Below are 23316 nucleotides of genomic sequence, written 5' to 3' on the forward strand. Positions count from 1 at the left end.
CGACACCTACCGACCCGGGGCGATGACCATTGAAAGCCTGCTTGCTGCTCATTGCCCTGCTGTTGAGCGGATGCGCGACCCTGGATATTCCACGGCTTCCCAGCCAGGCCCTGGCGGCGAGCGAATCGAGCTTCGGTCGTTCGATCCAGGAACAGGCCGCACCCTGGCAGGGGCGCTCGGGCTTTCGCCTGCTGCCCAACGGCAGCGAGGCGTTCAGGGCCCGGGCCGAATTGATCCGCAATGCCCAAGTCAGCCTGGATTTGCAGTACTACATTGTCCATGACGGCCTGAGCACCCGCATGCTGGTGGATGAACTGCTCGAGGCCGCCGATCGCGGCGTACGGGTGCGCATCCTGCTGGACGACACCACCAGCGACGGGCTCGACTCGGTCATCGGCACCCTCGCCGCCCATCCGAATATCCAGATCCGCCTGTTCAATCCGCTGAACCTGGGCCGCAGCACCGGTGCCACGCGTACCCTGGGCCGTTTGTTCAACCTGTCGCAACAACATCGGCGGATGCACAACAAGCTGTGGCTGGCCGACAACAGCGCGGCCATCGTCGGCGGCCGCAACCTCGGGGACGAATATTTCGGCGCCCAGCCGGACCTGAACTTCACCGACATCGACCTGCTCGGCTTCGGCCCCGTGGCCGAACAACTCGGACACAGCTTCGACCAGTACTGGAACAGCGCCCTGAGCGCGCCCATTGGCGACTTCCTCTCAAACCCACCGTCCGCGGTGGAACTGGCCAAGGCCCGACAACAGCTCAAGGACTCGCTGGGCAGCTATCGCCAGCACAATACCGCCCTGTACCTGAAGCTTCGGGCCTACAAGAGCGAGCCGCGCATGGATATCTGGCGCCGTGAGCTGATCTGGGCCTGGAGCGAGGCGCTGTGGGACGCACCGAGCAAGGTCCTGGCCAGGGACGAGCCTGATCCACGCTTGTTGCTGGCCACACAGTTGGCGCCGGAACTGAAGAACGTCCATACCGAACTGATGATGATTTCCGCCTACTTCGTGCCTGGTCAACCGGGGCTGGTCTACCTGGCCGGGCGCGCCGATGCAGGGGTCTCGGTCAGCCTGCTGACCAATTCGCTGGAGGCCACCGACGTGCCTGCCGTGCACGGCGGTTACGCGCCTTACCGCAAGGCGTTGCTGGAACACGGCGTGAAACTCTTCGAACTGCGGCGCCAGCCCGGAGAGCGTGGCGGCAGCGGGCCGCACCTGTTTCATAGCGCTTCCTACAAAGGCTCGGACTCCAGCCTGCACAGCAAGGCGATGATTTTCGACCGGCAGAAATCCTTTATCGGTTCATTCAACTTTGACCCGCGCTCGGTACTGTGGAACACCGAAGTCGGCGTCCTGGTGGACAGTCCGGAGCTGGCGGAACACGTTCGGGCCCTGGCCTTGCGCGGCATGGCCCCGGCCCTGAGCTACCAGCCGCGCCTGGAGCAGGGACAGATTGTCTGGGTCACCGAGGACCACGGACAGCTCCACGAGCTGCACCACGAGCCGGGCAACTGGTGGCGTCGGTTCAACGCCTGGTTCGCCAACCATATCGGATTGGAGCGCATGCTCTGAAGGTTCACGAGGCCTGACCTGTGGGAGCAAGCTTGCTCGCGATCAGCCGGCAGGCTGATGTTTCGGCGGTGCCCGGAAGCCCGTCATCGCGAGCAAGCTTGCTCCTACAGGGAGGTGGCCGACTGTGCCGTGCCGAAGGCCCCTTGGCGCAACAGCAACACCAGCAGGCCCAAGGCCCCGGCCGCCATGAACAACGGCAAGGCATGCCCGCTGATCCACTGGCTGCCCGCACCCGCCACCAACGGCCCGATCAGGCAGCCGATACCCCACAACTGCGCCACATGGGCGTTGGCCCGCACCAGCGCGTCGTCGCGATAACGCTCGCCGATCAGGATCAAGGACAAGGTGAACAGCCCGCCCGCGCTGGCACCGAACAGCACCCACAGCGGCCAGATCAGCAAGGTGTCGAGCAGCAGAGGCACCGCCAGGCTCGACAACATCAGCGCCAGGGCGCAACCGATGAACAACGCGCGCCGGGACAGCCGATCGGCCAAGGCGCCAATCGGCAACTGCAACAAGGCATCGCCCACCACCACGGTGCTGACCATCGCCAAGGCGATATCCGCCGTAAAGCCTTGGCGCAGGCAGTACACCGGCAACAAGGTCAGAATCATCGCCTCGAAAGCAGCAAAAAGCGAAATGGCCCAGGCAATGGCCGGCAAACCCCGACAGAAGCCCAGCAAGTCCGCCAGGGTGACGCGATTGGACTCCGTGGTTGGCGCACCGCTGCGCCCCAGCAACAGGAATGGCGCGACCACCAGCAGGCCCACGCCAACCCAGAAGCCGTAATCGCCTTCCGTGCCCACGGCGGCCAGCAGCAGCGGACCGGACAGCTGGCTCAGCGCATAGGTGCTGCCATAAAGCGCCACCAGGCGCCCGCGCCATTGCTCGACCACCAGTTGATTGATCCAGCTTTCGCCGAGGATGAAGACGATGGTCAGGATCACCCCGATCATCAGGCGCAGCACCAGCCACACCGGGTAGCTGGGCAGCAGCGCCAGCAAACCGATAGACAGGGCTCCCGCCCATAGGCAGAGGGCCATCAGCCGGGCAGTGCCAAAACGCGCCGCCAGATGGCTGGAGATACTGGCACCGAGCAAGACCCCGATGGCCGGCATCGCCGCCATCACGCCAATGGCAAAAGAGCCATAACCCCAGCTTTCCAGCCGCAGGGACACCAACGGCATGCTCACGCCCAGTGCCAGCCCGACACTGAGTACCGAAGCCAGCACGGCGAAATAAGTCGCCCAACGCATGTTCCACGCTCCTGTGGATAGTTTCTGTTCAAGACGACACAGCCGGACTTCCTTGCGGAGAGTCCGGCTGCGTCAGGGGCGTTGCTCGATCACGTACGCAGAGCCCTAATCAAGCTCCTGCAGGTTTCGTTGTGCCCTCAGGATCGATGCCTTACAACTTGATCCAGGTCGCCTTCAGCTCGGTGTACTTGTCGAACGCATGCAGCGACTTGTCACGGCCATTACCCGACTGTTTGAAACCGCCGAACGGTGCGGTCATGTCGCCGCCATCGTACTGGTTCACCCACACGCTGCCGGCCCGCAGGGCCTTGGCGGTCAGGTGCGCCTTGGAGATGTTCGCGGTCCAGACCGCTGCCGCCAGGCCATAGGGCGTGTCGTTGGCAATGCTGATCGCCTCTTCCACGCTGTCGAAGGCAATCACCGACAGCACCGGGCCGAAGATTTCTTCCTGGGCGATCTTCATCGCGTTGCTCACGCCATCAAAGATGGTCGGTTCGACGTAGGTACCACCGGTTTCCTGCAGGGTCCGCTTGCCACCGGCCACCAGCTTGGCGCCATCGGCATGACCCGATTCGATATACGACAGCACGGTGTTCATCTGCTGGGTATCCACCAGGGCACCGACATTGGTCTCCGGGTCCAGCGGGTTGCCCGGCTTCCAGGCCTTCAGCGCCTCAATCACCAGCGGCAGGAAGCGGTCCTTGATCGAACGTTCCACCAGCAGGCGCGAACCGGCGGTGCAGACTTCGCCCTGGTTGAAGGCAATGGCGCTGGCCGCGGATTCGGCGGCGGCCTGCAGGTCCGGAGCATCGGCAAAGACGATGTTCGGGCTCTTGCCGCCGGCTTCGAGCCAGACGCGCTTCATGTTGGACTCGCCGGAGTAGATCAGCAGTTGCTTGGCGATCTTGGTCGAACCGGTGAACACCAGGGTGTCGACATCCTGGTGCAGGGCCAGGGCCTTGCCGACGGTATGGCCGTAACCCGGCAGCACGTTCAGCACACCCGCCGGAATACCGGCTTCAACCGCCAGGGCGGCAATGCGGATCGCGGTCAGCGGGGATTTTTCCGAAGGCTTGAGAATCACCGAGTTACCAGTGGACAACGCCGGCCCGAGCTTCCAGCAAGCCATCATCAACGGGAAGTTCCACGGCACGATGGCCGCGACCACGCCCACCGGCTCACGGGTCACCAGACCCAACTGATCGTGGGGAGTGGCGGCCACTTCGTCATAGATCTTGTCGATGGCCTCGCCGCTCCAGCTCAGGGCCTGGGCCGCGCCGGGTACGTCGATATGCAGGGAGTCGCTGATCGGCTTGCCCATGTCGAGGGTTTCCAGCAAGGCCAGCTCCTCGGCATTGACCTTCAGCAACGCGGCAAAACGAATCATCGCCGACTTGCGCTTGGCCGGGGCCAGCCGCGACCAGACACCGGAGTTGAACGTCGCGCGGGCACTCTCGACGGCACGCTGGGCATCGGCCGCATCGCAACTGGCAACGCTGGTCAGCAGGCGGCCATCGACCGGGCTGATGCACTCGAAGGTCTCATTCGAGACCGCGGCGGTGTATTCACCATTGATGTAGGCACGGCCTTCAATCTTCAGCTCACGGGCACGTTGTTCCCAGTCAGCACGAGTCAGGGTGATCATTCGAGTGTCCTCCTCTTATTGAAATACTGGAACCGTGCGCTCTTGCGCCAGCACCGTTCGGAATTCTGCCCAACGAACCTCGATTCAGGCCCATGGCACCCACCACCCTAAACCAGCGGCACCTGAAGTTTCAATATATTTGACAAAGACTCGTCAAACGCCGTTGCCATGTTCGTTTTAATAAACATAGACTCGGTGCTTGCGACCCAAAGCCCGTCACCGCAGAGGAAGAGCACCATGAGTATCCAGGACATCGTCGATTTCAGCGAAGCCACCACCGTACCGGAACGCTTTCGCCCGGCAGAGGAGAAAGTGTTCAAGGGCGATCCCGAGCAAACCATCTACAACCACTATGGCAGCCCCTGCGGGCAGATGAATGCCGGCGTCTGGGAGGGCGCGGTGGGCCAATGGACGGTGAACTACACCGAACATGAATACTGCGAAATCGTCCAGGGCGTCTCGGTGCTGCGCGACGCGGACGGCAACGCCAAGACCCTGCGCGCCGGCGATCGTTTCGTGATCCCGGCGGGCTTCAAGGGCACCTGGGAGGTGCTGGAGCACTGCCGCAAGATCTATGTGGTGTTCGAGCAGAAAGCCTGATCAGACCTGGACGCACCAGATACGCGGATCCTGGGCAGGCTGGGCCGGGTAGGGAATATCCACCTTGATGTCATCGCGCTCGAAACGCATCCGACTGTCAGCGGTTTTCTCGAACTCGTCCCTGGTCAGGGCCAAGATCCAGTAAAGATCCAACTGACCACAATCCTCGCTCACATGGGTAGCGACCGTCGCTGCCCTGAGGTCAATGCGGCCATCGTTCAAGACGAAGGCGGCATCAATCCCGACTTCAATTTTCTCGGGCTGTGTAGCCAGACGGTAGGAATGCGTGGGATTGAAGCTCCCTTGCATAACCTGGTTCGGCACCAGCAAACGCTTCCCTGCCGGATCGTTGAAATGCGGCAGGAACGAATCGAAAACTTGCGCTGTCTGTCGATTGGACTCGGCAATGACCTCCCGAATACGTCGCCCCATCAACTCGTCAGGGGGAGTATCCAGAGGCGGCACCGAATCCAGCAGCATCGCTACGGGCGTTTCTCCCCGGGCGACGCGCGGCAGCCAGTCCACACCCTGCTGCTCAAGCAGATAGCCGGCTAAAGCACCCAACGCATAGCTTTCATGATCGGCAGCCAGATAATCATCTCGCGCCAGCAGGCTCAGTTCCTCAAGCATGAGTACCGACCACTCATGGGAGAGTGGACGCGCGCCCAGCACCAGCGGCCGAACAATCGCCTCCACATAACGCGCACTACCTTCGGAACGATCAGTGCCATGAATGTGCTTCAACTCGTCGGCATACCCGCTTGACCATTGGCGATACCAATAACTGGCCCGCCGCAAACCATCGGCCCGCCCCTGAGCCGCCGCCAGCAGGTGACGGATCAACTGGTTGCGATGCATGCGCGGCTCGGCGGCGGCAGGGTACAAAGTGCTGCGATCCGATCCCGGGGAGAATGCCCAGCTCTTTTCGTCCTCGGCGTAAAAATGAAAGGCTTCGTGGGTTGCCAGACTGAACACATCGGGAATCGCTCGCGGATCTTCCAGCCGCTGCAGTTCGTCCGCCGGCAGTTCCTTTCCCAGACCGATAAAGACAGACGGACGCCCCCGCCAGAGGATCTTGTCGAAGGATTTGTATTCGTAGGAAACCCCAAGCGCCCTGACCGCCTCCATATCGATCTCGCTCCCCCCCTGCGCGCTCATCAGCCAGGCCCGCTGCCCGTCGCTGGTCAACAACTGGACATCCGCAAACACACGGGTGATTTCATTGAACCCGGCCAATGCGGACCAGCCGATCCGAGTGGCCTCGATCATCCTGCGTACGTAGGCATCGGTACTGGTTTCGGCCTTGGCCGACTGAGCCGCCGAAACCGCAATACTCCCCGCTGCCAGGACCACCAGCAGCAGAATTCCAAACATCCTCGCAATCATCATGAGCGTTCTCCACATCCGCATCCTTTCGGTGTTCACCCCAGTCTAGGAAAGGCGCAACGGGAAAAATGTAGGAATCAGCCACGCAATAGGCAGGAGCCGGCCGAAAAAAGGCGAAAAAAAACCCCGAACCAGTCGGGGTTTTTCTCGAAAAACAAAATCAATTACTTGATTTTGCCTTCCTTGTAGATCACGTGCTTACGAACAACCGGATCATATTTCTTGATCTCGATTTTGTCCGGAGTAGTGCGCTTGTTCTTGTCAGTCGTGTAGAAATGACCAGTACCGGCGCTCGAGATCAAACGAATCAATTCACGCATGATTTAGCTCCCTTATACCTTGCCATCGCGACGAAGTTCGGCCAGCACGACATCAATGCCGCGCTTGTCGATGATACGCATGCCCTTGGCGGATACGCGCAGACGCACAAAACGCTTCTCGGACTCGACCCAGAAGCGGTGATGCTGCAGGTTCGGCAGGAAACGACGACGGGTTTTGTTGTTTGCGTGGGAAATGTTATTCCCAGTCACCGGACCCTTACCGGTAACTTGACAGACTCTAGACATGCCTCAGCCCTCTAAAACCACATGCCCAACCCGGCATGGGTTGGCCGCTTAATCTCTCAGTCATTTGGCGCCAGGCGCCGCGTTTCTTTAAGGGTCTTACCGGCTACACCTACAAGCGAAGGAACCGGGCCCCTAGAAAAGAGCGCTGCTTTATACCAGAAAGACTCAGGTGCAACAACATCAAGTGCGATTAAAACCTCGACGGCGCACCGTCAATGACCGGCCAGGACGCCAGCAACCTGGGCTGGCGCCCTGAAAGGCCGCTCGTCGCACAACACCGGCCAGCGGCGCAAAAGGCCCGGCAAACCGTGCGGTGAAAATATCGGGGGAAGCAGGCAAACTGAAAAATCCGCTAAAAACGGGATAGTCAATTACCGTCCATACCTCTAGGGTAGGACTTTTCCAGACTGCACTCGCAGATGGGACAACGACCTGCAAAGGATACTGAATATGCGTCTCGCTGCCCTACCGCTATTGCTCGTCCCCTTCCTCGGGGTGTCGGCCCAGGCCGCCAGCACCCTGAGCGTCTGCACCGAAGCCAGCCCCGACGGGTTCGACGTGGTGCAGTATAACTCGCTGAGCACCACCAATGCCTCGGCCGACGTGCTGATGAACCGCCTGGTGGACTTCGACGCCGACAGCGGCAAGCTGGTGCCCAGCCTCGCTGACAGCTGGACCGTGTCCGACGACGGCCTGATCTACGAGTTCAAGCTGCATCCGGGGGTGAAATTCCATCACACCGACTACTTCAAGCCGACCCGTGACCTGAGCGCCGCCGACGTGCGCTTCAGCTTCGAACGCATGCTCGACCCGGCCAACCCGTGGCACCAGATCGCCCAGAGCGGCTTCCCCCACGCCCAGTCGCTGCAACTGCCGAGCCTGATCAAACGAATCGAGGCGGTTGATCCGCTGACCGTGCGCTTCACCCTCGACCACCCCGACTCGACCTTCCTCGCGGCCCTGAGCATGGGCTTCGCCTCGATCTATCCGGCGGAATACGCCGACAAGCTGATGGCCGCGGGCACCCCGGAAAAACTCAACAGCCAGCCCGTCGGCACCGGCCCGTTCGTGTTCGGCCGGTTCCAGAAAGACGCCTCGATCCGCTACAGCGCCAACCCGGACTACTTCGCCGGCAAGCCGGCGGTCGACAACCTGGTCTTCGCCATTACCCCCGATGCCAACGTTCGCCTGCAGAAGCTGCGGCGCAACGAATGCCAGATCGCGCTCTCGCCCAAGCCCCTGGATGTCACGGCTGCCAGTAAAGAGCCGACGCTCAAGGTGGAAAGAACCGCGGCCTTCATGACCGCTTTCGTCGCCATCAACAGCCAGCATCCCCCCCTGGACAAACCGGAGGTGCGTCAGGCGATCAACCTCGCCGTCGACAAGACCAGCTACCTCAAGGCCGTGTTCGAAGAAACCGCCGAGGCCGCCAACGGGCCGTACCCGCCCAACACCTGGAGTTACGCCAAGGACCTGCCCGGCTACGCCCATGACCCGGAAAAAGCCAAGGCCCTGCTGGCCAAGGCCGGGTTCAAGGACGGTTTCCAGACCACCATCTGGACACGTCCGTCGGGTAGCCTGCTCAATCCCAACCCGAGCCTCGGTGCCCAGCTGTTGCAAGCCGATCTCGCCGAAGTCGGCATCCAGGCGCAGATCCGCGTGATCGAATGGGGCGAACTGATCCGCCGGGCCAAGGCCGGTGAGCACGACCTGCTGTTCATGGGCTGGGCCGGCGACAACGGCGACCCGGACAACTTCCTGACCCCGCAATTCTCCTGTGCGGCGGTGAAATCGGGCACCAACTTCGCCCGCTACTGCGATGCGGGCCTGGACAAGCTGATCAGTGCCGGCAAGACCACCAGCGAGCAAGGGGTGCGCAGCAAGCTGTACGAGCAGGCCCAGGCGCAGATCCAGCAACAGGCGCTGTGGGTGCCGCTGGCGCATCCGACGGCCTTCGCCTTGCTGCGCAAGAACGTCCAGGGCTATGAAGTGAGTCCGTTCGGGCGGCAGGATTTTTCCAAGGTCAGCCTCAAGCCTTGAAACCGGCACACCCTGTGCAGGAGCCGGCTTGCCGGCTCCTGCAGGGGATCGTTCCCGGACCGCTACATCCAGCCCCGCTCCATCATCGACAAGGGCTCGCCCTCGCCGACGATAAAGTGATCGAGCACCCGCACATCGACATATTCCAGTGCCGTTTTCAGCCGCTTGGTCAGCACGTGATCAGCCTGGCTGGGCTCGGCAACCCCCGAAGGGTGGTTGTGACACAGGATCAACGCCGCCGCATTGTGCGCCAGCGCCCGCTTGACCACCTGCCGAGGATAGACACTGGTGTTGTCGATGGAGCCGTGAAACAGCGGCTCGAATGCCAACACCCGGTGCTTGCTGTCGAGAAACAGGCAGGCGAACACCTCATGGGGCTCATGACGCAGCATCGCCTTGAGGTAATCGCGGACCGCCCGCGGGCTTTCCAGCACCGAGTCGCGGCGCAGGCGCTCGGCCAGATGCCGTCGGGCCATCTCCAGCACCGCCTGCAATTGCGCGAACTTGGCCGGCCCCAGGCCCAACTGGCGACCAAACGCCTGCTGGTCGGACTCCAGCAGATTGCGCAGGCTGCCGAACCGACTCAACAGGTGCCGGGCCAGGTCCACCGCGCTCTTCCCGGAAACCCCGGTACGCAGAAAGATCGCCAGCAACTCGGCGTCCGACAGGCTCGCCGCCCCCTGCTCCAGCAATTTCTCCCGGGGCCGCTCCGCCGCCGGCCAATCACGAATACTCATTCCACCTCCCTGTCCTTGTGGCGCCGCTGTTCCCTGGCGGTCGCTGTGTTATCTTAGCCCATCATTTTTACCCCTGATCTGGCCTGGGGAGGCGTCGTCAGGGGGTCGCCATCACCGGACTAAAAGGCAGGTCTATGCAGCGGCTGTATCGGAAACGCATCGTTCTCGGCGTCGGCGGCGGCATTGCTGCCTACAAGAGCGCCGAGCTGGTTCGCCGACTCCTCGACCAGGGCGCCGAAGTGCGCGTGGTCATGACCCGTGGCGGCAGCGAGTTCATCACCCCCCTGACCATGCAGGCGCTGTCCGGGCATCCGGTGCACCTGGACCTGCTCGACCCGGCCGCCGAAGCCGCCATGGGCCATATCGAGCTGGCGAAATGGGCCGACCTGGTGCTGATCGCCCCGGCCACCGCCGACCTGATCGCGCGCCTGGCCCAGGGTATCGCCAACGACCTGCTGACCACCCTGGTGCTCGCCACCGACGCCACCGTGGCCATCGCCCCGGCGATGAACCAGGCCATGTGGCGCGACCCGGCCACCCAGGCCAACACCCAATTGCTGCAAAGCCGCGGCCTGAAAGTCTTCGGCCCGGCCTCCGGCAGTCAGGCCTGCGGCGACGTCGGCCTGGGGCGCATGCTCGAAGCCACGGACCTGGCGCAATGCGCCGCCGATTGCTTCCAGCACTTGGCCATGACCGGCAAACACGTGCTGATCACCGCCGGCCCGACCCAGGAAAACATCGATCCGGTGCGCTACATCACCAACCACAGCTCCGGGAAAATGGGCTTCGCCCTGGCCGAAGCCGCGGTGGAAGCCGGTGCCCGGGTGACCCTGATCACCGGCCCCGTGCACCTGCCGACCCCGGACCGGGTGACCCGCATCGACGTGGTCAGCGCCCGCGACATGCTCGCCGCCTGCGAAGCGGCCATGCCTTGCGACCTGTTTATCGCCTCGGCAGCGGTCGCGGACTACCGCCCGGAAGTCGTTGCCCCGCAAAAACTCAAGAAAGACCCTACGAACGGCGACGGCCTGCTGCTGCAGATGGTGCGTAACCCGGACATCCTGGCCACCATCGCCAGCCGCGCCGACCGCCCGTTCAGTGTCGGTTTCGCCGCCGAAACCGAACATCTGCTCGACTACGCCGCGCGCAAGCTCAAGGACAAGAACCTCGACCTGATCGTCGCCAATGACGTGGCCAACCCCAGCATTGGCTTCAACAGCGAGGAAAACGCCTGCAGCGTGATCGACCGCGAGCTCCACGCGACGCTGTTTGCCCAGACCAGCAAAGGCAAGATTGCCCGCCAGCTGGTTTCCTTTATCGCCGAACGACTGAACCAGGTTTAATTTTCATGCACGCTTTGCAAGCCAAGATCCTCGACCCACGCATCGGCGGCGAATTCCCGCTGCCGCAGTACGCCACGCCCGGCTCCGCCGGTCTCGACCTGCGCGCCATGCTCCAGCAGGACACCGTACTGGAACCGGGCCAGACCTTGCTGATCCCCACCGGCCTGTCGGTGTACATCGGCGATCCAGGCCTTGCGGCCCTGATCCTGCCGCGCTCCGGCCTGGGTCACAAACACGGCATCGTGCTGGGCAACCTGGTGGGCCTGATCGACTCCGACTACCAGGGCGAACTGATGGTGTCCTGCTGGAACCGTGGCCAGACCGCCTTCAACATCGTCGTCGGCGAACGGATTGCCCAGCTGGTGCTGGTGCCGGTGGTCCAGGCGCACTTCGAACTGGTTGAAACCTTTGACGAAAGCCAACGCGGTGCCGGCGGCTTCGGGCATTCGGGCAGCCATTGACCTAAGCTGGTCCAGGCCCGGTCCGAACGGTGCGCGTTGAATTTCAGGATGACCCTCTCGGAGGCAGTATTTGAAAGGCTTCAAGCGCAGTGCAAAGACCGCCGGCGGTCATGAAAGCAACGGCCATGCGCCTCCAGGCGACGCCACCAGGCCCCTGTTACCGGGATTGCAGATTGCCTTGGGCGGGTTGGCCCTGGCCGCCGCGCTCCTGTGGTTTGGCGTAGTCGCGCCCTGGAACCAGGCGCTGCGCGGCAGCCTGGTGCAGACCCCGGGTGCCGTCGCGGCCGCGGGCCTGAGCCAGGCCAGCAGCGACCTGATCGCCCAGACCGAGGCAACGGCCCTTGATCCTTCGCTGCTCAAGGCCCTGCAAAGCCAGAACGCCGACCAGGTCAAGGCCGCGGAAGCCGGCTTGCGCTTCGCCAGCGGCCTGGTGGACGCGCAACTCTACCTGCCCGGCCAGGCCCAACCGAGCAATGACCGCGCCGCGCCGCTGAATTTCTCGGCGCTGGACCTGATCACCCGCGCCGAGCGCGGCACCCGACCCGCACCGGAAGCCTACAAGATCGGCCAGCGCTGGCTGGTCTACAGCGTGGCCTCACTCAAGGCGCCCGCCGCCACCCAAAGCAGCGGCACCCTGCTGCTGGTCTTCGACCTGCAACGCCTGCTCCAATCCCTCAGCACATTCCACCCGGAGACCGGCGAACTGCGCCTGACGCAAAGCGTCCTCGGCAGCCCGGAACAGGTGCTGGACCAGCGCGGAACGGCGGCAACCGACGAAAGCGTTGCCTTTGGTACCGGCAACCCCAACTGGACGCTGAAATTCAGCCCAGGCCCCTCGCTCAAACTGTCCTATCCCCTGAGCGCCTACGCCCTGACAGCCCTCGCCGCCCTGCTCGCCCTCGGCGGCGCCCTGCTGGGCACCTACCTGCCGTACAAACGCCTGCAGAACCGTCTCGACGGCGATGCCCGACAGCTGGAGCAACTGTTTCGCGAACTCTCCGGCGGCAAAGCCGTCAAAGCCTTCAGCTTGAGCCTGCCGGCCCTCAATGGGCTGGCCCAGGAACTGGCGCGCTTTTCCTTGCGCAATGGTCATCCCGAGCCTGTCGGCAGTGATCCAGGCACCGCGATCCGCAGCGCCCCCGCGCCGATCCAGTCTACGACGCCAAGTACCGTCTGGGCCGATCCGCTGTTCCAAGACACCGACATTCTCGATATCGATATTCTCGACGAACACCAGGATTTCCTGGGAACGGAGCCCCCCCACACCATGAACAGCACCGCACCTGCCATCCCGAGCTTCCCTGACAGCATCTTCCGCGCCTACGACATCCGTGGCACGGTCCCGGAGACCCTGAACGGCGAAACCGCCTACTGGATCGGCCGCGCCATCGGCGCCCAGAGCCTGGCCCAGGGCGAGCCCAACGTGTCGGTCGGCCGTGACGGTCGCCTGTCCGGGCCGGAGCTGGTCCAGCAGTTGATCCAGGGCCTGCACGACAGCGGCTGCCACGTCAGCGATGTCGGCCTGGTGCCGACCCCGGCGTTGTACTACGCCGCCAACGTGCTGGCCGGCAAGTCCGGGGTGATGCTCACCGGTAGCCACAACCCGTCGAACTACAACGGTTTCAAGATCGTCATCGCTGGCGACACCCTGGCCAACGAGCAGATCCAGGCCCTGCACACCCGCCTCAAGAACAACGACCTGAGCAGCGGCAAGGGCAGCGTCGAGAAAGTCGACATCCTCACCCCGTACTTCGAGCAGATCCGCAACGACATCGTGCTGGCGCGGAAACTCAAGGTGGTGGTCGACTGCGGCAACGGCGCCGCCGGGGTCATCGCTCCCAAGCTGATCGAAGCCCTGGGCTGTGAAGTGATCTCGTTGTTCGAAGAGGTCGACGGCCACTTCCCCAACCACCACCCGGACCCGGGCAAGCCCGAGAACCTGGTGGACCTGATCGCCAAGGTCAAGGAAAGCCATGCCGACCTGGGCCTGGCCTTCGACGGCGACGGCGACCGCGTCGGCGTGGTGACCAACACCGGCAGCATCGTCTTCCCCGACCGCCTGCTGATGCTGTTCGCCAAGGACGTGGTGGCGCGCAACCCTGGCGCGGACATCATCTTCGACGTCAAGTGCACCCGCCGCCTGACGCCCCTGATCCGCGAATACGGCGGTCGTCCGGTGATGTGGAAAACCGGTCACTCGCTGATCAAGAAGAAAATGAAGGAAAGCGGCGCCCTGCTCGCCGGCGAAATGAGCGGCCATATCTTCTTCAAGGAACGCTGGTTCGGTTTTGACGACGGTATCTACAGCGCCGCGCGCCTGCTGGAGATCCTCAGCCAGGAGAAATCCAGCGCCGAGGAGCTGTTCGCGACCTTCCCGAACGATATTTCCACGCCGGAAATCAATATCAATGTGACCGACGAGAGCAAATTCAGCATCATTGATGCACTGCAACGCGACGCCGACTGGGGCGATGCCAACCTGACCACCATCGACGGTGTGCGGGTCGACTATCCCCAGGGCTGGGGCCTGGTCCGCGCCTCCAACACCACCCCGGTGCTGGTCCTGCGCTTCGAAGCCGACAGCGAAGCCGAATTGCAGCGCATCAAGGACGTGTTCCACGCCCAATTGAAACGTGTTGCACCTGATCTCCCACTACCGTTCTGACCTCTGGACGGTGTAAAAGCGTAGTCTTTGCACCGTCCGACCACTTGTTCCACCGGAGCCCTGAATGACCCTCGAACGCGATGCCGCTGCCAATACCGCCAAGGTTCTTTCCGAAGCGTTGCCTTACATCCGCCGATACGTCGGCAAGACGCTGGTGATCAAGTACGGCGGCAACGCCATGGAAAGCGAAGAGCTGAAAACCGGTTTTGCCCGCGACATCGTGTTGATGAAAGCGGTGGGGATCAACCCGGTGGTGGTCCACGGGGGTGGCCCGCAGATCGGTGACCTGCTCAAGCGCCTGTCCATCGAGAGCCACTTTATCGACGGCATGCGCGTGACCGACGCCCAAACCATGGACGTGGTGGAAATGGTTCTCGGCGGCCAGGTAAACAAGAGCATCGTCAACCTGATCAACCGTCACGGCGGCAGCGCCATCGGCCTGACCGGCAAGGACGCCGAGCTGATCCGCGCGAAAAAGCTCACCGTGACCCGCCAGACCCCGGAAATGACCCAGCCGGAAATCATCGACATCGGCCAGGTCGGCGAAGTGGTCGGGATCAACACCGATCTGCTGAACCTGCTGGTCAAGGGTGATTTCATCCCGGTGATCGCACCGATCGGCGTGGGTGCCAATGGCGAGTCCTACAACATCAACGCCGACCTGGTGGCGGGCAAGATCGCCGAGGCCCTGAAGGCCGAGAAGCTGATGCTGCTGACCAACATTGCCGGCCTGATGGACAAGGAAGGCAAGGTCCTGACCGGCCTGAGCACCACCCAGGTGGATGGACTGATCGCCGACGGCACCATCTATGGCGGCATGCTGCCGAAGATCCGTTGCGCGCTGGAAGCGGTACAGGGCGGGGTTGGCAGCTCGCTGATCATCGACGGTCGCGTGCCGAACGCGGTGCTGCTGGAGATCTTTACCGATACCGGCATGGGCACCCTGATCAGCAATCGCAAGCGTCACTGATCAAGCCGAAGCACGGACTCGAAAACGCAATACCCCCTGTAGGAGCCTGGCTTGCCAGCGAAGAGGCCCGCAAGATCTCTGCAAGACTCAAGGGCCTCTTCGCTGGCAAGCCAGGCTCCTACAGGGATCACGTCGGCCGTCGCTACGAGCGAGGGTCAAGGCAGTATTTACAGGCTCGCGCCGACCACACCTCAGCGCGTCAATTGCTCCACCCGCGCCCGATCCAGGGCAAAATCCTGCTGCGCCTGGACCCGTGCCGCCTGGTAGCGGGCAATATCGGCCCTCATCCGCGCCTGCTCATCCCGCAGCCCCGCGAGTTGCCCGAGCAATTGCGACGGCACCTCGTGCCCCGCCCGCTCCTGCTCCGCCGCCTGGCCTTGCAAACTGGCCTGCTGCGCCAGCAAGGCGTTGAGGTTGGTCTGGATACTCGCAATCATCGCGTCCAGCTCAGCGAGTTTCCGAGCCTGGGCCTTGTCGACCTCGCCGACGCTGGAATAACGCTGCAACAGCTGCGCATTGGCATCGGCCTGGGCTTTCTGCGCCTGCAAGCGCGCCAACTCCTCGGCCGTCGGCGCCGGCGCAATCGTCTGCACCACCCGACCACGCGAGTTCAGCACCTGATAACCCTTGCCCGCGTACTCCGGCGGCACCTGGCGGTCGAGCACCGTGACGCCCTTGCCGTCGACATAGCGATACAACAGCACGCCGGATGCGTCCTCGGCCTGAACGGCAAAGGACACACAGAGCATCAGGGGCAACCACCGATACCCACCGCGCAAGGGAGGTCAGATTCCGTATTGCGCGCGATAAGCCTCAACCGCAGGCAAATGCTGCTTGAGCTGCTCATCGTCGGCCAGGAACTGCAGGACCTGGGTCAGGGACACGATGCTGACCACCGGGATCGCGAAGTCACGCTCGACTTCCTGGATCGCCGACAGCTCGCCATTGCCGCGTTCCTGGCGGTTGAGTGCGATCAGCACGCCGGCAGGCTTGGCGCCCTGGGCCTGGATGATCTGCATCACTTCACGGATCGCGGTGCCGGCGGTGATCACGTCGTCGATGATCAGCACATCGCCGGCCAGCGGCGCGCCGACCAGGCTGCCGCCCTCACCGTGGGCCTTGGCTTCCTTGCGGTTGAAACACCAGGGCAGATCACGCCCGTGATGCTCGGCCAGGGCCACGGCGGTGGCCGCCGCCAAGGGGATACCCTTGTAGGCCGGGCCGAACAGCACGTCGAACGCAATACCGCTCTCGACAATCGCCGACGCATAGAAACGCCCCAGCTGGGCCAGGGCCGAACCGCTGTTGAACAGACCGGCATTGAAGAAGTAAGGACTGGTACGTCCCGACTTCAGGGTGAACTCACCGAAGCGCAAAACCCCGCGATCGATGGCAAAACGAATGAAGTCGCGTTGATACGCCTGCATGAAAAAAGCCCCAAATACCACGGATTTAGCTAATTAGGTAGACCTTGGGGTATCATACACGCACGTGATTTTTGGGGCCATTTATGCGGATCATCAGTGTGAACGTCAATGGTATTCAGGCCGCAGTCGAGCGTGGTTTGCTCAGTTGGCTGCAAGCTCAGAATGCCGACGTCATCTGCCTGCAGGACACCCGCGCCTCCGCCTTTGAACTGGACGACCCAGCCTTCCAACTGGATGGCTACTTCCTTTATGCCTGCGATGCCGAAGTCCCCGCCCAGGGTGGCGTGGCTCTGTATTCGCGGTTGCAACCGAAGGCTGTCATCAGCGGTCTCGGTTTCGAGACGGCAGACCGCTACGGGCGCTACCTGCAAGCCGATTTCGACAAGGTCAGCATCGCGACCTTGCTGCTTCCCTCGGGGCAGAACGGCGATGAAGACTTGAACCAGAAGTTCAAGCTTATGGACGACTTCGCCCGCTATCTGGATAAACAGCGGCGCAAACGTCGCGAATACATCTACTGTGGCTCGCTGTACGTCGCGCAACAGAAGCTGGATATCAAGAACTGGCGCGACAGCCAGCAATCCCCGGGCTTCCTGGCGCCGGAACGGGCCTGGATGGACGAGATTGTCGGCAACATGGGTTATGTCGATGCCCTGCGCGAAGTCAGCCGCGAAGGCGACCAGTACAGCTGGTGGCCGGATAACGAACAGGCCGAGATGCTCAACCTCGGCTGGCGTTTCGACTATCAGCTGCTGACCCCGGGCCTGCGCCGTTTTGTCCGTAGCGCACGCCTGCCGCGCCAGCCGCGTTTCTCGCAGCACGCGCCGCTGATCGTCGACTACGACTGGACCCTGACCATCTAAGGGTCTTTTCGCAGTGACAAAAAAGCCGACTTCGCGTCGGCTTTTTTGCGTGTCGCCGCTGGATATGGCGATGCCTGTGCGGCCGTCTTCGCGGGCAAGCCCTGCTCCTACAGTTCGCCGTCGAGCACAAAATCTGTGTACGACACAATACTGTAGGAGCAGGGCTTGCCCGCGAACAGGCCCTCAAAAACGCCACAAACCTCGCAGGAACAGCACCAGGACCTACTTGATCGGCCGCCAGGTGAAGGGATAGCGGTAAGCCACGCCTTCATTGGCCTTGACCCCGGCAATGATGGTCAACACCACCGCCGCGATCACCAGCAAACCGAACAGCGGAATGCCGATCAGCACGAACATCAGCGGGATGCAGACCATCGCCGCAATCGCCACGGTGATCTGGAAGTTCAGCGCTTCCTTGCCCTGGGCGTCGATAAACGGATCCTGCTCGCGCTTCATCTGCCACAGGATCAGCGGCCCGATCAGGCTGCCGAACGGAAACCAGTAGCCGAGAAACGCCGACAAATGACAGAACATCGCCCATTGCCTGACTTCCTGGCTCGGTGTCGGTACGGGTAGTTGCTCGTCACTCATGGCGCTCTCCTTATGCTGGTAACGGTTCGAATCCTCAGTCGGCCAAGGTGGCGTTCTGCAATTCGAAGATTTCGTTCATGCCTTTCTGTGCCAATGCCAGCATCGCGTTCAGGTCTTCCGGCTGGAACGGCGCGCCTTCGGCTGTGCCCTGGACTTCGATGAAACCACCGGTGCTGGTCATGACCACGTTCAGGTCGGTCTCGGCGGCCGAGTCTTCCAGGTAGTCCAGGTCGAGCACCGGCTCGCCCTGGTACATGCCCACCGATACCGCGGCGATCATCTGCTTGAGCGGGCTACCGCCCTTCAGGCCGCCACGCTTCTTGATCACTGCCAAAGCGTCGACCAGCGCGACCATGGCACCGGTGATGGACGCGGTGCGGGTGCCGCCGTCGGCCTGGATCACATCGCAGTCGACATACAGGGTCACATCGCCCAGCTTGGACATATCCAGCGCGGCGCGCAGCGAACGGCCGATCAGGCGCTGGATCTCCAGGGTCCGGCCGCCTTGCTTGCCGCGGCTGGCCTCACGCTGGTTACGCTCGCCGGTGGCGCGCGGCAGCATGCCGTACTCGGCGGTCAGCCAACCCTGGCCCTGGCCCTTGAGGAAACGCGGCACACCGTTCTCGACGCTGACCGTGCAAATCACTTTGGTATCACCAAACTCGACCAGTACAGACCCCTCGGCGTGTTTGGTGTAGTTGCGGGTGATGCGGATCGAGCGAAGCTGATCGGCAGCGCGACCACTTGGACGTTTCATTGGGAATACCTGTACGAGGACGGAAATCTACTGGGCATTATAGAGGCCAGGGACTGCGCTGGGCACCTCTAAATACCTGATGCCACCCGCCGACCCTGTAGGAGCGAGCTTGCTCGCGATGGACGTCAACGATAACGCGGGAAACCTGATACCCCGCGGTGCCTGGACTACCATCGCGAGCAAGCTCGCTCCTACGGGGGGTTTGGGGGCAGCGCCCGCACTGCGCTACAATCCTGCGCCTTGCTGCCCGTCGGCTTTAATTCATTCATCGGTATTGCCCGCCCAAACGGCGGCGAACCTGAATCGCGAGGTACTTCCATGGTCCACAGCATGACCGCCTTCGCCCGCGTCGAAAGCGCCGTCAGCCAGGGCACCCTGAGCTGGGAGCTGCGCTCGGTCAACAGCCGCTACCTGGAACCCCACCTGCGTTTGCCGGAATCCTTCCGCGACCTCGAAGGCGCGGTTCGCGAAGCCCTGCGCCAGGGCCTGTCCCGGGGCAAGCTGGAATGCACCCTGCGCTTTACCGAGGAAACCACCGGCAAGGCCCTGCAGATCGACCGCGAGCGCGCCACCCAACTGATCGCCGCCGCCGAAACCGTCGCCGGCCTGATCAAGCAGCCCGCCGCGCTGAACCCGCTGGAAGTGCTCGCCTGGCCCGGCGTGCTGGTGGCCGACGCCAGCGACCCGCAGGCCCTGAACAACGAAGCCTTGGCCCTGTTCACCCAAGGCCTCGAGGAACTCAAGAACGGCCGCCAGCGCGAAGGCGCGGAGCTGGCCCGCTTGATCGTCGAGCGCCTGGACGCCATCGAAGGCGATGTCGCGACCCTGCGCGAACAGGTTCCGCAGATGCTCGCCACCCAGCGCCAGAAAGTCCTCGACCGCTTCGCCGACATGAAAGCCGAGCTGGATCCGACCCGCCTGGAGCAGGAAATGGTCCTGCTGGCGCAGAAAAGCGACGTGGCCGAAGAACTCGACCGCCTCGCCACCCATATCATCGAAGTCCGCCGGGTCCTCAAGTCCGGCGGCGCGGCCGGCCGACGCCTGGACTTCCTGATGCAGGAACTCAACCGCGAAGCCAACACCCTCGGCTCCAAGGCCTTCGACCCGCGCAGCACCCAGGCGGCGGTCAACCTCAAGGTGTTGATCGAGCAAATGCGCGAACAAGTACAGAACATCGAGTAAGGCTAACCCGACATGACCCACAGCACTGGCACCCTCTACATCATTTCCGCACCGTCGGGCGCAGGCAAGACCAGCCTGGTCAAGGCCCTGATCGATGCCGAACCGCAGATCCGCGTCTCGGTCTCGCACACCACCCGCGCCATGCGCCCGGGCGAAGCCAACGGCGTGAACTACCACTTCGTCGACCGCGCCGAGTTCGTGCGGATGGTCGAGCACGGTGATTTCCTCGAGCAGGCGGAAGTTTTCGGCAACCTCTACGGCACCTCCCAGAGCCACCTGCAACAGACCCTGGACGAAGGCCACGACCTGATCCTGGAGATCGACTGGCAGGGCGCCGAACAAGTACGTCGGCAAATGCCCGCGGCCCGCTCGATCTTTATCCTGCCGCCGAGCCAGCAGGCCCTGCGCCAGCGCCTGACCAACCGTGGCCAGGACAGCGACGCGATCATCGAAGGGCGGATGCGTGAAGCAGTCAGCGAAATGAGCCACTACGTCGAATATGATTTCCTGATCATCAACGACGATTTTGCCCACGCACTGGACGATCTGAAGGCGATTTTCCGCGCCAATCGCTTGCAACAGCTGCCCCAACAGCAACATTTCACTCAGCTCTTGAGTGAATTGCTGGCATAAGCAACACTTCCCAAAAGCGCCGCGAGGGCTTTACATTGGTACTCGTAGCGCGTTGGTGAAGCGCCTGGAAAAATCAGCGCTTCCCTAAACGCTGGTGATTTTTTAAACTGTTCAGTCCGCTCGCCCATCCGGGTAGCGTGATTACCGCATTTGCTACGAGGAACACCATGGCCCGCGTAACCGTTGAAGACTGCCTAGAACATGTGGCTAACCGTTTTGAGCTGGTCATGCTCTCCACCAAGCGCGCTCGTCAACTGGCGACCGGCGGCAAAGAGCCGAAGCTGGCGTGGGAAAATGACAAACCAACCGTAATGGCCCTGCGGGAAATCGCCGAAGGCTACGTGACGGACGCGTTCATCGCTGAACAGGATATCGTCCATGAAGACCCGGTCTTCGCCGCCTTCGAGGACGAGTCCAACGAGGCCGTCTAAGCCTATGCCTGGTCGACGTAGCACGGCGCAGGGTACAAGGCTTCGGCCGGGGGAAACCTCATGCCGAGCATAGACGCCCTCGCCGATCGCTTATCGACCTACCTCGGCGCCGACCAGGTCAACCTGGTCCGCCGGGCGTACTTCTACGCCGAACAAGCCCATGACGGTCAACGCCGTCGCAGCGGCGAAGCCTACGTCACGCATCCGCTGGCGGTGGCCAATATTCTTGCCGACATGCACATGGACCATCAGAGCCTGATGGCGGCCATGCTCCATGACGTGATCGAAGACACCGGGATCGCCAAGGAAGCGCTGCAAGCGCAGTTCGGTGAAACCGTGGCCGAACTGGTCGACGGGGTCAGCAAACTGACCCAGATGAATTTCGAGACCAAGGCCGAAGCCCAGGCGGAAAACTTCCAGAAGATGGCCATGGCCATGGCCCGCGATATTCGCGTGATCCTGGTCAAGCTCGCCGACCGCCTGCACAACATGCGCACCCTTGAAGTGCTGTCCGGCGAAAAACGCCGGCGCATCGCCAAGGAAACCCTCGAGATCTATGCCCCCATCGCCAACCGCCTGGGCATGCATGCGATCCGCATCGAATTCGAAGACCTCGGCTTCAAGGCCATGCACCCGATGCGTTCCGCGCGGATCTACCAGGCGGTCAAGCGCGCCCGGGGCAACCGCAAGGAAATCGTCAACAAGATCGAAGAGTCCCTGAGCCACTGCCTGGCCGTCGACGGTATCCAGGGCGAGGTCAGCGGACGGCAGAAGCACCTGTACGGTATCTACACCAAAATGCGCGGCAAGCGCCGGGCCTTCAACGAGATCATGGACGTCTATGCGTTCCGGATCATCGTCGACAAGGTCGACACCTGCTATCGGGTCCTCGGCGCTGTGCATAATCTGTACAAACCCCTGCCCGGCCGCTTCAAGGACTACATCGCGATTCCCAAGGCCAACGGCTACCAGTCGCTGCATACCACCCTGTTCGGCATGCACGGCGTCCCGATCGAGATCCAGATTCGCACCCGCGAGATGGAAGAGATGGCCAACAATGGCATCGCCGCCCACTGGCTGTACAAGTCCAGCGGCGACGAGCAGCCCAAGGGCACCCATGCCCGGGCCCGCCAGTGGGTCAAGGGCGTGCTGGAAATGCAGCAACGGGCCGGCAACTCCCTGGAATTCATCGAAAGCGTGAAGATCGACCTGTTCCCGGACGAGGTCTACGTGTTCACGCCCAAGGGCCGGATCATGGAGCTGCCAAAAGGCTCCACGGCAGTGGACTTTGCCTACGCGGTGCACACCGATGTCGGCAACAGCTGCATTGCCTGTCGGATCAATCGCCGTCTCGCACCGCTGTCCGAACCGCTGCAAAGCGGCTCCACGGTGGAGATCGTCAGCGCCCCCGGCGCGCGCCCGAACCCGGCCTGGCTCAACTTTGTCGTCACCGGCAAGGCCCGCACCCATATCCGCCATGCCCTGAAGCTGCAACGCCGCTCCGAATCCATCAGCTTGGGCGAGCGCTTGCTGAACAAGGTGCTCAACGGTTTCGACAGCGCCCTGGACAAGATTTCCGGCGAGCGCGTGCAGGCCATGCTCCACGAATACCGCCTGGAACTGATCGAAGACCTGTTGGAAGACATCGGCCTGGGCAACCGCATGGCCTATGTGGTAGCCCGTCGCCTGCTCGGCGAAGGCGAACAATTGCCCAGCCCCGAAGGGCCGCTGGCGATCCGTGGCACCGAAGGCCTGGTACTCAGCTACGCCAAGTGCTGCACGCCGATCCCGGGCGACCCGATTGTCGGCCACCTGTCCGCTGGCAAAGGCATGGTGGTGCACCTGGACAACTGCCGCAATATCAGCGAAATCCGCCACAATCCGGAAAAATGCATCCAGCTCTCCTGGGCCAAGGATGTCACCGGCGAATTCAACGTCGAGCTGCGCGTCGAGCTGGAACACCAGCGCGGCCTGATCGCCCTGCTGGCCAGCAGCGTCAATGCCGCCGACGGCAATATCGAGAAAATCAGCATGGACGAACGCGATGGTCGCATCAGCGTGGTCCAACTGGTGGTCAGCGTACACGACCGCGTGCACCTGGCCCGCGTGATCAAGAAACTGCGCGCCCTGACCGGGGTGATCCGCATCACCCGCATGCGCGCATAGCTCCCCAACGTAGC

The 23316-nt window shown here is 62.6% G+C and carries 22 protein-coding genes; 12 read left to right on the forward strand and 10 right to left on the reverse strand.

Annotated elements, in window-relative coordinates; all coding sequences use genetic code 11:
- Window positions 1-29 precede the first annotated feature (29 nt).
- The gene (locus M5C01_RS09055) at window positions 30-1583 is read left to right on the forward strand and encodes a phospholipase D family protein (RefSeq protein WP_152736673.1); all 1554 of its coding nucleotides are present in this window, start codon (window positions 30-32) and stop codon (window positions 1581-1583) included.
- Between the two features lie 104 nt (window positions 1584-1687).
- On the opposite strand, the gene M5C01_RS09060 is transcribed toward M5C01_RS09055, so the two are convergent.
- Entirely contained in the window at window positions 1688-2839 is a 1152-nt protein-coding gene (locus tag M5C01_RS09060; RefSeq protein ID WP_103497900.1) for an MFS transporter, read from the reverse strand.
- A gap of 151 nt (window positions 2840-2990) precedes the next feature.
- The gene (locus M5C01_RS09065) at window positions 2991-4484 is read right to left on the reverse strand and encodes an aldehyde dehydrogenase (protein ID WP_103497899.1); all 1494 of its coding nucleotides are present in this window, start codon (window positions 4482-4484) and stop codon (window positions 2991-2993) included.
- A 237-nt stretch (window positions 4485-4721) separates the two neighbouring features.
- Here M5C01_RS09065 and M5C01_RS09070 point away from each other — a divergent pair, with 237 nt between their 5' ends.
- Window positions 4722-5084 (forward strand): cupin domain-containing protein, encoded by a 363-nt coding sequence (locus tag M5C01_RS09070; RefSeq protein ID WP_103497897.1) that lies wholly within the window; start codon window positions 4722-4724, stop codon window positions 5082-5084.
- Here M5C01_RS09070 and M5C01_RS09075 read toward each other — a convergent pair whose 3' ends face one another.
- The 3 genes from M5C01_RS09075 to rpmB all read right to left on the reverse strand — a co-directional run bounded on the left by M5C01_RS09075 (window position 5085) and on the right by rpmB (window position 7036).
- Entirely contained in the window at window positions 5085-6473 is a 1389-nt protein-coding gene (locus tag M5C01_RS09075; RefSeq protein WP_152736672.1) for a hypothetical protein, read from the reverse strand.
- A 161-nt stretch (window positions 6474-6634) separates the two neighbouring features.
- The gene (gene rpmG / locus M5C01_RS09080) at window positions 6635-6790 is read right to left on the reverse strand and encodes a 50S ribosomal protein L33 (protein ID WP_003177274.1); all 156 of its coding nucleotides are present in this window, start codon (window positions 6788-6790) and stop codon (window positions 6635-6637) included.
- Window positions 6791-6802: 12 nt separating this feature from the next.
- Window positions 6803-7036, reverse strand: a complete 234-nt coding sequence (gene rpmB, locus M5C01_RS09085) for a 50S ribosomal protein L28 (protein WP_007921114.1) — start codon at window positions 7034-7036, stop codon at window positions 6803-6805.
- Between the two features lie 450 nt (window positions 7037-7486).
- On the opposite strand from rpmB, the gene M5C01_RS09090 reads away from it, so the two are divergent.
- Window positions 7487-9076, forward strand: a complete 1590-nt coding sequence (locus M5C01_RS09090) for an ABC transporter substrate-binding protein (RefSeq protein ID WP_152736671.1) — start codon at window positions 7487-7489, stop codon at window positions 9074-9076.
- A 62-nt stretch (window positions 9077-9138) separates the two neighbouring features.
- Here the strand turns inward: M5C01_RS09090 and radC are convergent, their stop codons facing one another.
- Window positions 9139-9813 carry a DNA repair protein RadC gene (gene radC, locus M5C01_RS09095; RefSeq protein WP_100942176.1) on the reverse strand — a complete coding sequence of 225 codons (675 nt, stop codon included), beginning with the start codon at window positions 9811-9813 and terminating at the stop codon, window positions 9139-9141.
- 134 nt (window positions 9814-9947) lie between these two features.
- Here radC and coaBC point away from each other — a divergent pair, with 134 nt between their 5' ends.
- The 4 genes from coaBC to argB all read left to right on the forward strand — a co-directional run bounded on the left by coaBC (window position 9948) and on the right by argB (window position 15252).
- On the forward strand, window positions 9948-11156 hold the full coding sequence (gene coaBC / locus M5C01_RS09100) for a bifunctional phosphopantothenoylcysteine decarboxylase/phosphopantothenate--cysteine ligase CoaBC (protein ID WP_100942177.1): 1209 nt from the start codon (window positions 9948-9950) through the stop codon (window positions 11154-11156).
- Window positions 11157-11161: 5 nt separating this feature from the next.
- The gene (gene dut, locus M5C01_RS09105) at window positions 11162-11617 is read left to right on the forward strand and encodes a dUTP diphosphatase (protein WP_100942178.1); all 456 of its coding nucleotides are present in this window, start codon (window positions 11162-11164) and stop codon (window positions 11615-11617) included.
- A 1267-nt stretch (window positions 11618-12884) separates the two neighbouring features.
- Window positions 12885-14282, forward strand: a complete 1398-nt coding sequence (locus tag M5C01_RS09110; protein ID WP_218586065.1) for a phosphomannomutase/phosphoglucomutase — start codon at window positions 12885-12887, stop codon at window positions 14280-14282.
- Window positions 14283-14346: 64 nt separating this feature from the next.
- Complete coding sequence (argB, locus tag M5C01_RS09115; RefSeq protein ID WP_103497890.1) at window positions 14347-15252, forward strand: acetylglutamate kinase; 906 nt, start codon at window positions 14347-14349, stop codon at window positions 15250-15252.
- A gap of 191 nt (window positions 15253-15443) precedes the next feature.
- On the opposite strand, the gene M5C01_RS09120 is transcribed toward argB, so the two are convergent.
- Both M5C01_RS09120 and pyrE read right to left on the reverse strand, forming a co-directional pair.
- Window positions 15444-16001, reverse strand: coding sequence for a DUF4124 domain-containing protein (locus M5C01_RS09120; RefSeq protein ID WP_152736669.1), 558 nt, complete (start codon window positions 15999-16001; stop codon window positions 15444-15446).
- A 36-nt stretch (window positions 16002-16037) separates the two neighbouring features.
- Complete coding sequence (pyrE, locus tag M5C01_RS09125; RefSeq protein ID WP_152736668.1) at window positions 16038-16679, reverse strand: orotate phosphoribosyltransferase; 642 nt, start codon at window positions 16677-16679, stop codon at window positions 16038-16040.
- An 83-nt stretch (window positions 16680-16762) separates the two neighbouring features.
- Between pyrE and M5C01_RS09130 the strand changes: the two genes are divergently transcribed.
- Window positions 16763-17542, forward strand: a complete 780-nt coding sequence (locus M5C01_RS09130) for an exodeoxyribonuclease III (protein WP_003176915.1) — start codon at window positions 16763-16765, stop codon at window positions 17540-17542.
- A gap of 222 nt (window positions 17543-17764) precedes the next feature.
- Here the strand turns inward: M5C01_RS09130 and M5C01_RS09135 are convergent, their stop codons facing one another.
- The gene (locus M5C01_RS09135; RefSeq protein ID WP_103497885.1) at window positions 17765-18133 is read right to left on the reverse strand and encodes a DUF4870 domain-containing protein; all 369 of its coding nucleotides are present in this window, start codon (window positions 18131-18133) and stop codon (window positions 17765-17767) included.
- Between the two features lie 34 nt (window positions 18134-18167).
- Window positions 18168-18890, reverse strand: coding sequence for a ribonuclease PH (gene rph / locus M5C01_RS09140; protein WP_103497884.1), 723 nt, complete (start codon window positions 18888-18890; stop codon window positions 18168-18170).
- A gap of 318 nt (window positions 18891-19208) precedes the next feature.
- Here rph and M5C01_RS09145 point away from each other — a divergent pair, with 318 nt between their 5' ends.
- The 4 genes from M5C01_RS09145 to spoT all read left to right on the forward strand — a co-directional run bounded on the left by M5C01_RS09145 (window position 19209) and on the right by spoT (window position 23302).
- Entirely contained in the window at window positions 19209-20072 is an 864-nt protein-coding gene (locus M5C01_RS09145; RefSeq protein ID WP_103499223.1) for a YicC/YloC family endoribonuclease, read from the forward strand.
- A gap of 12 nt (window positions 20073-20084) precedes the next feature.
- Window positions 20085-20705, forward strand: coding sequence for a guanylate kinase (gene gmk / locus M5C01_RS09150; RefSeq protein ID WP_103499222.1), 621 nt, complete (start codon window positions 20085-20087; stop codon window positions 20703-20705).
- Window positions 20706-20872: 167 nt separating this feature from the next.
- A complete protein-coding gene (rpoZ, locus tag M5C01_RS09155) occupies window positions 20873-21136 on the forward strand; it encodes a DNA-directed RNA polymerase subunit omega (RefSeq protein WP_103499221.1) in 264 nt (87 codons plus the stop codon).
- 60 nt (window positions 21137-21196) lie between these two features.
- Window positions 21197-23302 (forward strand): bifunctional GTP diphosphokinase/guanosine-3',5'-bis pyrophosphate 3'-pyrophosphohydrolase, encoded by a 2106-nt coding sequence (gene spoT / locus M5C01_RS09160; RefSeq protein WP_103499220.1) that lies wholly within the window; start codon window positions 21197-21199, stop codon window positions 23300-23302.
- Window positions 23303-23316 lie beyond the last annotated feature (14 nt).

The organism is Pseudomonas sp. MWU12-2319, assembly GCF_023242525.1.
Lineage (GTDB): Bacteria > Pseudomonadota > Gammaproteobacteria > Pseudomonadales > Pseudomonadaceae > Aquipseudomonas > Aquipseudomonas gingeri_D.

Excerpts from the sequence above, each read along its gene's own strand:
- M5C01_RS09120 (WP_152736669.1), bottom strand. The coding sequence starts at position 16,001 with ATGCTCTGTGTGTCCTTTGCCGTTCAGGCCGAGGACGCATCCGGCGTG.
- gmk (WP_103499222.1), top strand. The coding sequence starts at position 20,085 with ATGACCCACAGCACTGGCACCCTCTACATCATTTCCGCACCGTCGGGC.
- argB (WP_103497890.1), top strand. The coding sequence starts at position 14,347 with ATGACCCTCGAACGCGATGCCGCTGCCAATACCGCCAAGGTTCTTTCC.
- pyrE (WP_152736668.1), bottom strand. The coding sequence starts at position 16,679 with ATGCAGGCGTATCAACGCGACTTCATTCGTTTTGCCATCGATCGCGGG.
- M5C01_RS09090 (WP_152736671.1), top strand. The coding sequence starts at position 7,487 with ATGCGTCTCGCTGCCCTACCGCTATTGCTCGTCCCCTTCCTCGGGGTG.
- radC (WP_100942176.1), bottom strand. The coding sequence starts at position 9,813 with ATGAGTATTCGTGATTGGCCGGCGGCGGAGCGGCCCCGGGAGAAATTG.
- M5C01_RS09110 (WP_218586065.1), top strand. The coding sequence starts at position 12,885 with ATGAACAGCACCGCACCTGCCATCCCGAGCTTCCCTGACAGCATCTTC.
- M5C01_RS09075 (WP_152736672.1), bottom strand. The coding sequence starts at position 6,473 with ATGATGATTGCGAGGATGTTTGGAATTCTGCTGCTGGTGGTCCTGGCA.
- M5C01_RS09070 (WP_103497897.1), top strand. The coding sequence starts at position 4,722 with ATGAGTATCCAGGACATCGTCGATTTCAGCGAAGCCACCACCGTACCG.
- M5C01_RS09145 (WP_103499223.1), top strand. The coding sequence starts at position 19,209 with ATGGTCCACAGCATGACCGCCTTCGCCCGCGTCGAAAGCGCCGTCAGC.
- dut (WP_100942178.1), top strand. The coding sequence starts at position 11,162 with ATGCACGCTTTGCAAGCCAAGATCCTCGACCCACGCATCGGCGGCGAA.
- rpmB (WP_007921114.1), bottom strand. The coding sequence starts at position 7,036 with ATGTCTAGAGTCTGTCAAGTTACCGGTAAGGGTCCGGTGACTGGGAAT.
- M5C01_RS09130 (WP_003176915.1), top strand. The coding sequence starts at position 16,763 with ATGCGGATCATCAGTGTGAACGTCAATGGTATTCAGGCCGCAGTCGAG.
- rpoZ (WP_103499221.1), top strand. The coding sequence starts at position 20,873 with ATGGCCCGCGTAACCGTTGAAGACTGCCTAGAACATGTGGCTAACCGT.
- M5C01_RS09135 (WP_103497885.1), bottom strand. The coding sequence starts at position 18,133 with ATGAGTGACGAGCAACTACCCGTACCGACACCGAGCCAGGAAGTCAGG.
- spoT (WP_103499220.1), top strand. The coding sequence starts at position 21,197 with ATGCCGAGCATAGACGCCCTCGCCGATCGCTTATCGACCTACCTCGGC.
- M5C01_RS09060 (WP_103497900.1), bottom strand. The coding sequence starts at position 2,839 with ATGCGTTGGGCGACTTATTTCGCCGTGCTGGCTTCGGTACTCAGTGTC.
- rph (WP_103497884.1), bottom strand. The coding sequence starts at position 18,890 with ATGAAACGTCCAAGTGGTCGCGCTGCCGATCAGCTTCGCTCGATCCGC.
- M5C01_RS09065 (WP_103497899.1), bottom strand. The coding sequence starts at position 4,484 with ATGATCACCCTGACTCGTGCTGACTGGGAACAACGTGCCCGTGAGCTG.
- coaBC (WP_100942177.1), top strand. The coding sequence starts at position 9,948 with ATGCAGCGGCTGTATCGGAAACGCATCGTTCTCGGCGTCGGCGGCGGC.
- rpmG (WP_003177274.1), bottom strand. The coding sequence starts at position 6,790 with ATGCGTGAATTGATTCGTTTGATCTCGAGCGCCGGTACTGGTCATTTC.